Source organism: Nostoc sp. DedQUE12b (genome assembly GCF_034530835.1).
GTDB lineage: Bacteria > Cyanobacteriota > Cyanobacteriia > Cyanobacteriales > Nostocaceae > Nostoc.
In genome coordinates this window covers 64640-72531 of record NZ_JAVRCI010000031.1, presented here as the reverse complement: position 1 = coordinate 72531, position 7892 = coordinate 64640, and the positions used below count along the sequence as shown (strand labels likewise).

General features: G+C 39.9%; 9 protein-coding genes. 3 read left to right on the top strand and 6 right to left on the bottom strand.

Annotated features, from left to right (window positions below; genetic code table 11):
• Positions 1 to 2173, bottom strand: a 2173-nt coding sequence (locus RMY16_RS16950; RefSeq protein WP_416211680.1) for an eIF2A-related protein, incomplete at its 3' end; no start/stop codon positions are given.
• A gap of 403 nt (positions 2174 to 2576) precedes the next feature.
• On the opposite strand from RMY16_RS16950, the gene RMY16_RS16945 reads away from it, so the two are divergent.
• The gene (locus RMY16_RS16945) at positions 2577 to 4460 is read left to right on the top strand and encodes an ArsA family ATPase (protein WP_322737382.1); all 1884 of its coding nucleotides are present in this window, start codon (positions 2577 to 2579) and stop codon (positions 4458 to 4460) included.
• Between the two features lie 45 nt (positions 4461 to 4505).
• Positions 4506 to 4790 carry a hypothetical protein gene (locus RMY16_RS16940; protein WP_322737381.1) on the top strand — a complete coding sequence of 95 codons (285 nt, stop codon included), beginning with the start codon at positions 4506 to 4508 and terminating at the stop codon, positions 4788 to 4790.
• 214 nt (positions 4791 to 5004) lie between these two features.
• Here RMY16_RS16940 and RMY16_RS16935 read toward each other — a convergent pair whose 3' ends face one another.
• The gene (locus tag RMY16_RS16935; protein WP_322737380.1) at positions 5005 to 5367 is read right to left on the bottom strand and encodes an ankyrin repeat domain-containing protein; all 363 of its coding nucleotides are present in this window, start codon (positions 5365 to 5367) and stop codon (positions 5005 to 5007) included.
• Positions 5368 to 5523: 156 nt separating this feature from the next.
• Here RMY16_RS16935 and RMY16_RS16930 point away from each other — a divergent pair, with 156 nt between their 5' ends.
• The gene (locus RMY16_RS16930; protein WP_322690744.1) at positions 5524 to 6039 is read left to right on the top strand and encodes a pentapeptide repeat-containing protein; all 516 of its coding nucleotides are present in this window, start codon (positions 5524 to 5526) and stop codon (positions 6037 to 6039) included.
• Positions 6040 to 6391: 352 nt separating this feature from the next.
• Here RMY16_RS16930 and RMY16_RS16925 read toward each other — a convergent pair whose 3' ends face one another.
• The 4 genes from RMY16_RS16925 to RMY16_RS16910 all read right to left on the bottom strand — a co-directional run bounded on the left by RMY16_RS16925 (position 6392) and on the right by RMY16_RS16910 (position 7842).
• On the bottom strand, positions 6392 to 6793 hold the full coding sequence (locus tag RMY16_RS16925; protein WP_322737379.1) for a hypothetical protein: 402 nt from the start codon (positions 6791 to 6793) through the stop codon (positions 6392 to 6394).
• 2 nt (positions 6794 to 6795) lie between these two features.
• A complete protein-coding gene (locus RMY16_RS16920; RefSeq protein ID WP_322737378.1) occupies positions 6796 to 7161 on the bottom strand; it encodes a retroviral-like aspartic protease family protein in 366 nt (121 codons plus the stop codon).
• Complete coding sequence (locus RMY16_RS16915; protein ID WP_322737377.1) at positions 7158 to 7475, bottom strand: hypothetical protein; 318 nt, start codon at positions 7473 to 7475, stop codon at positions 7158 to 7160. The genes RMY16_RS16920 and RMY16_RS16915 overlap by 4 nt, the downstream gene beginning before the upstream one ends.
• Before the next feature lie 115 nt (positions 7476 to 7590).
• A complete protein-coding gene (locus RMY16_RS16910; protein ID WP_322737376.1) occupies positions 7591 to 7842 on the bottom strand; it encodes a gas vesicle protein GvpG in 252 nt (83 codons plus the stop codon).
• Between the last annotated feature and the right edge of the window lie 50 nt (positions 7843 to 7892).

The following is a 7892-nucleotide window of genomic DNA, read 5'->3' as shown; positions in this document are numbered from 1 at the left end:
CATTGCTGGCACTGATAATCCACTTGCCATCAGGGCTAAAGGCGACAGAATTAACCCAATTCTCATATTTGCGCTGCGATCGCCCGATGACCCGTTCTTGTAGTATTTGATGTAGCTCCCACAAACGCACAGTTTTATCGCCACCACTAATAATAAACTTGCCATCGGGGCTAAAGGCTAGGGAATTAACCTGTCCCTCATGTCCCCGCCAAGGTTGAGTGATGGGGTTGCCATTGATATTCCATAAGCGTATTGTGCGATCGCAGCTACCACTAATAATAAACTTACCATCAGGGCTAAACGCTACAGAATTGACCCGTCCTTCATGCCCGTGCCAAGGTTGACCGATGGGATTACCTTGGATGTCCCATAACCGTACTGTCGAATCACTACTACCACTGACAATAAACTTGCGATCGGGACTAAAGGCGGCACAAATAATTTTTGCCTCATGTTTGTACCAGGGTTGAGTGATGGTGTTACCTTGTAAATCCCACAAACACACCGTTCCGTCAAAACCAACACTGACAATAAAATCGCTATTTGCGCTAAAAGCGACGGAAATAACTCCTTCCTTATGTCCGCGCCAAGGTTGAGTAATGGCGTTACCTTCTAGATCCCACAAACACACTGTTCCGTCAAAACCAACACTGACAATAGAATCGCCATTTGGGCTAAAAGCGACGGAAATAACTCCTTCCTCATGTCCCTGCCACGGTTGAGTAATGAGATTAGCTTGTACCCATAAACACAAAATTCCGTCAATACTGCCACTAACAATAAACTTGCCATCAGGACTAAAGGCTATACAATTAACCTCTTGCTCGTGCCCCAACAAAAATTGAGCAGTAGGATTGCCAATGATATTCCACAAGCACACGGTAGAATCGCTACTGCCACTGGCAATAAACTTGCCATCAGGACTAAAGGCTACACAATTAACCTCTTGCTCGTGTCCGCGCAAGCTATTTGCCTCTGTGGGTGTGTTCATTGCTTCCTTTAAGCTTCCCAAAACAGGAGCTAGAAGCCGATTTGGGTATTTCTCTAGATTCTCACCCATTGTTTGAATTGCCAGCACCAAACCCTCTAGCGGTTGGACAGGAAGTAAATTCAAAACCCTGGCGGATTGTTCGCGCAGTTTTAATTCAGTCAGTGCAAGGTTTAATTTTTGAATCTCTTGTTCCTTTTCTCTCGAATGGCGATCGTGCCATCCAAGACTAGGATTAATAAATTGATTAGCTTGTTCTCTTAAATAACCAAATGTTTGCTCTTTTAATTCTTGATAAGTCTTTATCTTCAGAACCCCCTTTGCAATATCTTCTCTTTCCCACAATACATTCAGGGTGTATGCCAGAAGTGGTAAAGAATCATCTTGTTGGTGAAAATCATGAATAATTTGCTCAACTAGACCTTGTTCAAAGGTAACGCCAATTCTAGCAGCAGGTTCAGCGATCGCTAACTTTAATTCTGCATCGCTCATTCTAGTGAGTATACGACTATAGCGATCGTGGATCTTCGCAAGTTGGGGATACTCACTAAATCTATCTAGAAAATCAGACCGCATTGTTAAAACAATTTTGACAGAGCTATCCTGCTGCTGGAACAGTTGAAATAGATTAGCAACAAATTTATCGCGTTCCGGTTTTTGAGTTTTTGTAAACAGTTCTTCAAATTGGTCAATAAAAATCAGAATGCACTGATAATCTTGTTTAAGGAATGTGACAATTTTAATTAGGGTATTTTCTCTTATTTCTCGACTAATATCCGCTATTGGTGATTTTTTTCCATAATTAGAAGCAAGACACTGATAAAGAGATTTAAAAGGATTTTCATCTGGGTGAAAACTTATATTAATTAATGATTTTTTATAAAATCCTAAATAAGGAATTAAACCTGCCTGAATCAATGATGATTTGCCACTCTCTGATGCTCCTAGAAGCAAGAGTACATTATCTTTTTTTAAGCGATCGCCCAGATTAGTAATCCACTTCTCCCGACCAAAAAATTTGTCTTTATCTTTAATTTCAAATGTTTTTAGTCCTAAGTAGGGAGAGTCTGTTTTAAGTGAACGACAATGAATGTCCTCAAAATTACTGTCAGAAAAAAAGTCGTATTCAGAAATACCTTTGACATTACACCCAATATTTATATCGCTTTCAGAACTGTTAACCATCTTATCTCCTTACCTTTGGACATCTCTGGCTAAATCTTTACCTCAGTTATAGTTCCTCGACTAATCTTTGTAAGTAACTCAACAAAATTAATTACACATTCTCTTGTAAAGCTTTCCCTGTCGCCGTCCTATAGGATCGCAAGTCCAATTACCCCCCTTAATCCCCCCTTGTAAAGGGGAGAAAAAAGAAATCTAGTTCCCTCCCCTTTACAAGGGGAGGGTTAGGGAGGGGTAAAATCCAGATTTGTCAATTATTTCCAACTTGTGTGTACACGGTAGCCTATAGGATAGAAGTTTTGTAAATTCCATCCGTGAAAGATTAAGGTTTTAAATAGATTTATTCAGCAAAATTACTTAAGTAACTTTTAAAAATATGTAGTAACTTTATCCTAAAACGCCGGAAATGACAAACGAGATGGAACTTTTTAATAACCTACACCTTGCTATGTTTAGCGGCAAAGGTGGAGTCGGAAAAACAACAATCTCCTGCACCTTTGCATATCGTTGGGCGCAGAAATTTGTCAACGAGCAAATTCTTTTAATCTCAACCGATCCGGCTCACTCTCTTGGAGATGTCTTACAAGTTAGCGTTGATGACATTCCTCGTCCCATAGCGGAACTACCCAATCTACAAGTAAGGGCGTTGGATGCAAAACGTCTGCTACAAGAGTTTAAAGAACGTTACGGTCAGGTTTTAGAACTGCTGGTGGAGCGGGGTAGTTTTGTTGAGGGAGAAGACTTGCATCCAGTTTGGGATTTAAACTGGCCGGGACTGGACGAGTTGATGGGTTTGTTAGAGATCCAACGCCTTCTCAACGAACAGCAGGTAGATCGAGTAGTAGTGGATATGGCTCCTAGCGGTCATACTCTCAACTTGTTTGGATTGATGGATTTTTTAGACACTTTCCTCCACTCTCTCGAACTGTTTCAAGAAAAGCATCGGATTATTAGCAAGACCTTTGCTGGAAGTTACACACCCGATCGCGCTGACAATTTTTTGCAAACCTTGAAAGCTGAACTGTCGCAAGGTCGCCGTCTGCTTCAAGATCCTACCCATACAGCTTGTTTGTTAGTTGCGATCGCCGAACCAATGAGTTGGTTGGAGTCAAAACGATTCCTAGAAGCCTTACAAACCATGCAGGTTCCTTGCGGAGGCTTGTTTGTCAACCAAGTCCTTACTAGTGCCACTGACCCAGATCGCTACCAAGAACAACAACCACTAATCGGTCAGTATACGGATCTTGCTAACGGAAAGCCGATTTTTATTGTGCCACAGCAAGATAAAGAGCCTTTAGGGATTGTAGCCCTCAGCCATCTGATCGACCAAATCCATGTTCCTCAGCTTGAACCGCCATTTCCTATCGATCTACTCCCAGTTCAATGGCCGGAAACAATTCCTCCTAACTTTGGAGATTTTCTCAGCCAAGGTCGTCGCCTGTTACTAATTGGCGGTAAAGGTGGAGTAGGCAAGACCACAGTAGCAGCTGCCATTGGTTGGGCTATGGCTCAACAACATCGCGATCGCAAAATTCGCATAGTTTCTATCGATCCAGCCCACTCCTTGGGTGATGCCTTTGGTCTGAGTTTAGGACACGAACCATATCAAATAACTGCCAATCTTCGAGGTCAGGAAGTAGATAGCGATCGCATTGTCGATCAATTTAGAGCCGATTACCTGTGGGAACTGGCCGAAATGATGAGTGGCGAAACCCAAACAAGCGAAACTATTGAAATGGCATACGCTCCTGTTGCTTGGCGCAAAATTGTCGGTCAAGCTTTACCAGGGATTGATGAAATGCTTTCCCTGTTAACAGTAATGGAATTGCTAGAGCAACAAGAAGAAGACTTGATTATTTTAGACACTGCTCCTACAGGACATCTTCTGCGTTTTCTAGAAATGCCAAATGCACTAGCAGACTGGCTAGCTTGGATTTTCAAACTCTGGATTAAGTATCAAAATGTTCTTGGTCGTACAGAGTTTATGGGGCGTTTACGAACTTTGCGACAGCGTGTAGTCAAAGCCCAAAAAGTGCTAAAAGACCGACAACAAGCAGAGTTCATTGGGGTTACACTTAACCAGGCTAGTGTACTTGCCGAACAACAACGCTTGTTCAAATCTCTTCAAGAAATAGGTGTCAGCCAGAATTACCTTGTTCTCAACCGCTTTACTTCTACAGCAACCATTAATTGCGATTTTCCAGGTTTGACAATGGTTCGCTTACCAATGCTTCCTCGCTCAGTTCAGCCTTTAGAACGCATCCAAGCAGCAGCCGCCTGTTTATTTTAACAGTTAATTAAACTAAATACTTTCATACTCAACGAGAAATTTATTATGCACCGCACTCCAAAACGTGGACAAATTCAAGCCAAACTTAGCACCATGCCTCCTCAACGTTCTCAGGCAACAGCTTACTTAAATGCTTACAAAATGATGTTAGAGAAGGAGCGTTTAGAGCAGGAACTAGAAAAACTCGAAGCACGCCGACATCAAATTCAGCAGCGTCTTGCTATTTTAAATAGTCAAATTATTGCTGAAGGAGACATGACCCATCAGCAAGCAAATACTGGCTTGGAGGACAATACACCAAAATTCAAAACCTTAACATTGGAATATTAAGTACTAAGATTTCAGCTTGCCTATTCTTCGCTACTGCCTTGCGAGGCATTGGCTGAAAAAATCAAAGTTTTTGAATTAAACTTTAAATTACATATAACACGGAAAGCATTTCTGCTATTTCTGTTTGTCCTCTTTCTTTAGCAAATGCTAATGCGTCTATATCGTTCATGTTATCTCCTGAGTATTTTATTTTAAAATCAATTTTATTTGCGATTCAAACTTCTACGATATCTTTATATCCCCCGTAAATCGCACCAAATAAGGGATTCTTTTCTGGTTCAGAGATATCTATTTCTGCTCCTTTTTCTAATAAATAATGAACAACATCTATTTGCCCTTCTGATGCAGCAAGATTTAAGACATTTCCTCCCAAAATAGGTTCTTTTTGATTAATGTCTACTCCCTTTTCAACAAGAAACTTTATGATATCCATGCTGGCATTAAAAGAAACTGCAAAATGTAGCCAATTTCCAAATGCAGTTGTTCCATTAATTTGGGATGGCTCAGAAGTCAGTAGGCTTTCTAACTTGGACTGATCGCTATTTTCGATTGCCTGTTTGATTTCTTGTGTTAACAAGTTGGTGTCTATAATATTCTTTCCTTGCCGAAGTTACGAGCGATCGCCTTGTGTGATGTCGGAATTTTTGGGTTAAGCGACATTGGGGTAAAAGCGGTTAGAATAGAGCATTCAGTTTGTATTAGCCTGTAAATAACCCATTTTAATAGGAAAATCATGAATGCTCACGAGTTATTGCAGCGATATGCTGTTGGAGAGAGAGATTTTAATGGGGTTGATTTAAGTAATATTGAAATATTTGGCTCACATTTAGAGAAAATCAATTTGAGTCAGGCAAACCTGAGCAGGGCTAATTTAAAAGATACCTGGTTGTCTGAAGCTAACTTGGATGGAGCAATTTTGGTAAAAGCTTCCTTGAGTGGGGCAAACCTTGACTATGCCAGTTTAAGACAAACTAACTTAGATGGGTCTAATTTGAGCGAAGCAAGTTTGATGGGAGCGAATTTAGAGGGGGCTAGTTTGAGAAATGCAGAATTGAGAATGGCTAATTTGTACAATGCTAACTTGAGAAACGCTAATTTGGAATTAGCTTGTATAGGAGAAACTGATTTATCCTATGCAAATCTTATAGACGCAAATATCAAAGGAATTAATATAGATACTTTGCTGTCCTGTTGTGGTAATACAGTCTTGCCTGATGGACAAGTTGCCAGTGACCCTTGGGCTGGTTAAGCTTTTAACAAAATTAAAAACCAATACTTAAAGAATAATAATCAGAATTTGCTTATCAAAAGGGTAGAAGTTAAGAAACAGATTAAGAAAATAATTTTTTTCTAAAGTCAAAAGCTTTATTGATAAGGATTTCAGCCACCAATGCTGACTACCTTGATTGCGCTGTCAAAGTTAGCAGATAGAAAAACCATTTATCAAGCATTTCACAGCAAATGGTGGAATTTTTCATCAATCGTTGCGATACCCCAAAGTGAGCAATAAAGCTTATCTCAAACCCTTATATATTCAGCTTTGCGCTAGGCACGAAAATTCGTTGCTTAGTTATTTCTTATTTCTACTCAATTGCCTAAAATTAGCCAGATAGCTTCATAAGGAATGAAGAATCGACATCTAAAAGCCAATTCTCATCAATAAATTCTAAATTTTCATCATAAACAAGAACTAATTCACCAAGCTTTTGAATATTGCTACTTGCAGTTTTCGTATTATCAACAGCATCAGCTATGAGCAAAAACTTTAGTTGTAAAAAACGTTCCTTGTGAGTAACGCCTATTGAACTGCTAACTAATTCGGCTTCTAGGGTATGAGGTAACGTAATTTGCTCATAATATTCATCTTGTTCATCCCAATAGCCACACACTTTATAATCACACTGCTCAAGATGTTCTTGAACAAGAAGATTAGCATCTAAACTTTGTAATATTTCAGTGAAATCTTGCCAAATTTGATAATTTTTAAATTCGAGCCTTGTCATAGTTATCCCAACGTTAATTCACCCGATTGTATATCAACGACTAACCGACGATTTGTTAACCATTGACGACCGAGCAAAACTTCTGTTAAATCTTTGCCAACATGTACAGGTATGTCAAACTCTTGACCGTCAAATAGTACTTGACCAACATAGATTTCAAATTTTACATCTCCCCGTGCAGTTCGCATTGTTTGCTCTCGTAAACGCTCCCAACCAAGTGCATCTATATCTTGCTCATTAATCGCTAACCAATACGAAAAACCTGTATCAAACATCGCCTCCACAGATAATTCTAATCCCTCTGATGTTATTAAATTAATTTCAAAAAGTAGTGCATCCTCATCACCAAAAAAACCGTAAATCGTCATATCGTGCCGCAAGCCCCAGACTCATTAATCCGAAAAGCATAGTGTATTTTGCCTGGATGCTGTTCGCGACACCGTAATGAAACTACTTCTAAATCTTTATCAACAAAATATTCTCCACTATCCGGTTCAACTGCAACAAACCAGTTGTAGTGAGTTTCAATTAATTCTGATTTGACTCGCTCAAAAATAGGTTTACAACGTTGGTAAAAAGCCTCGCGTTCGGCTTCATATCGTGCTTTTTGTTCTTCATTCCACTGAATTTCAGGGAATATTCGTCCCCTGCGTGCGGTACGGGTGGGTTTGGTTTCTGTCATGGCTGATTATATTCTGAATCGCGATACTTATATTTTCTCTCATCCACACATCACAGATTAAACTCAATGAAAAAAGCCTCGCGATGGGGGTGTAGTTCCTCCTTTGCCTCCTGCCTTACTCTTGTGTCCGATCGCGTTTTTGCTGTTCTGCTTCCAGAATTGCTAATAAAAGAGCTTCTTCCTGAATTTCAAACTCTTCTTCGGGAATTTCCCCCATATCAAAAGCAAGTTGCAGTGCAAGAAGCTGCTTGCTGAGATTTTCTTTATCATCAATTTCAGTACTTGCTTGTTCTAAAATTTTTTCCCCAAGCCATGTTACCCCCATTAATGGGCCAGTAATCGGTAATAGTAAGAAGCGCAGAACCATATTGCTTTACACCTGTGTGGATTTATTAAAGGTATCCTTTCAAGACCGTA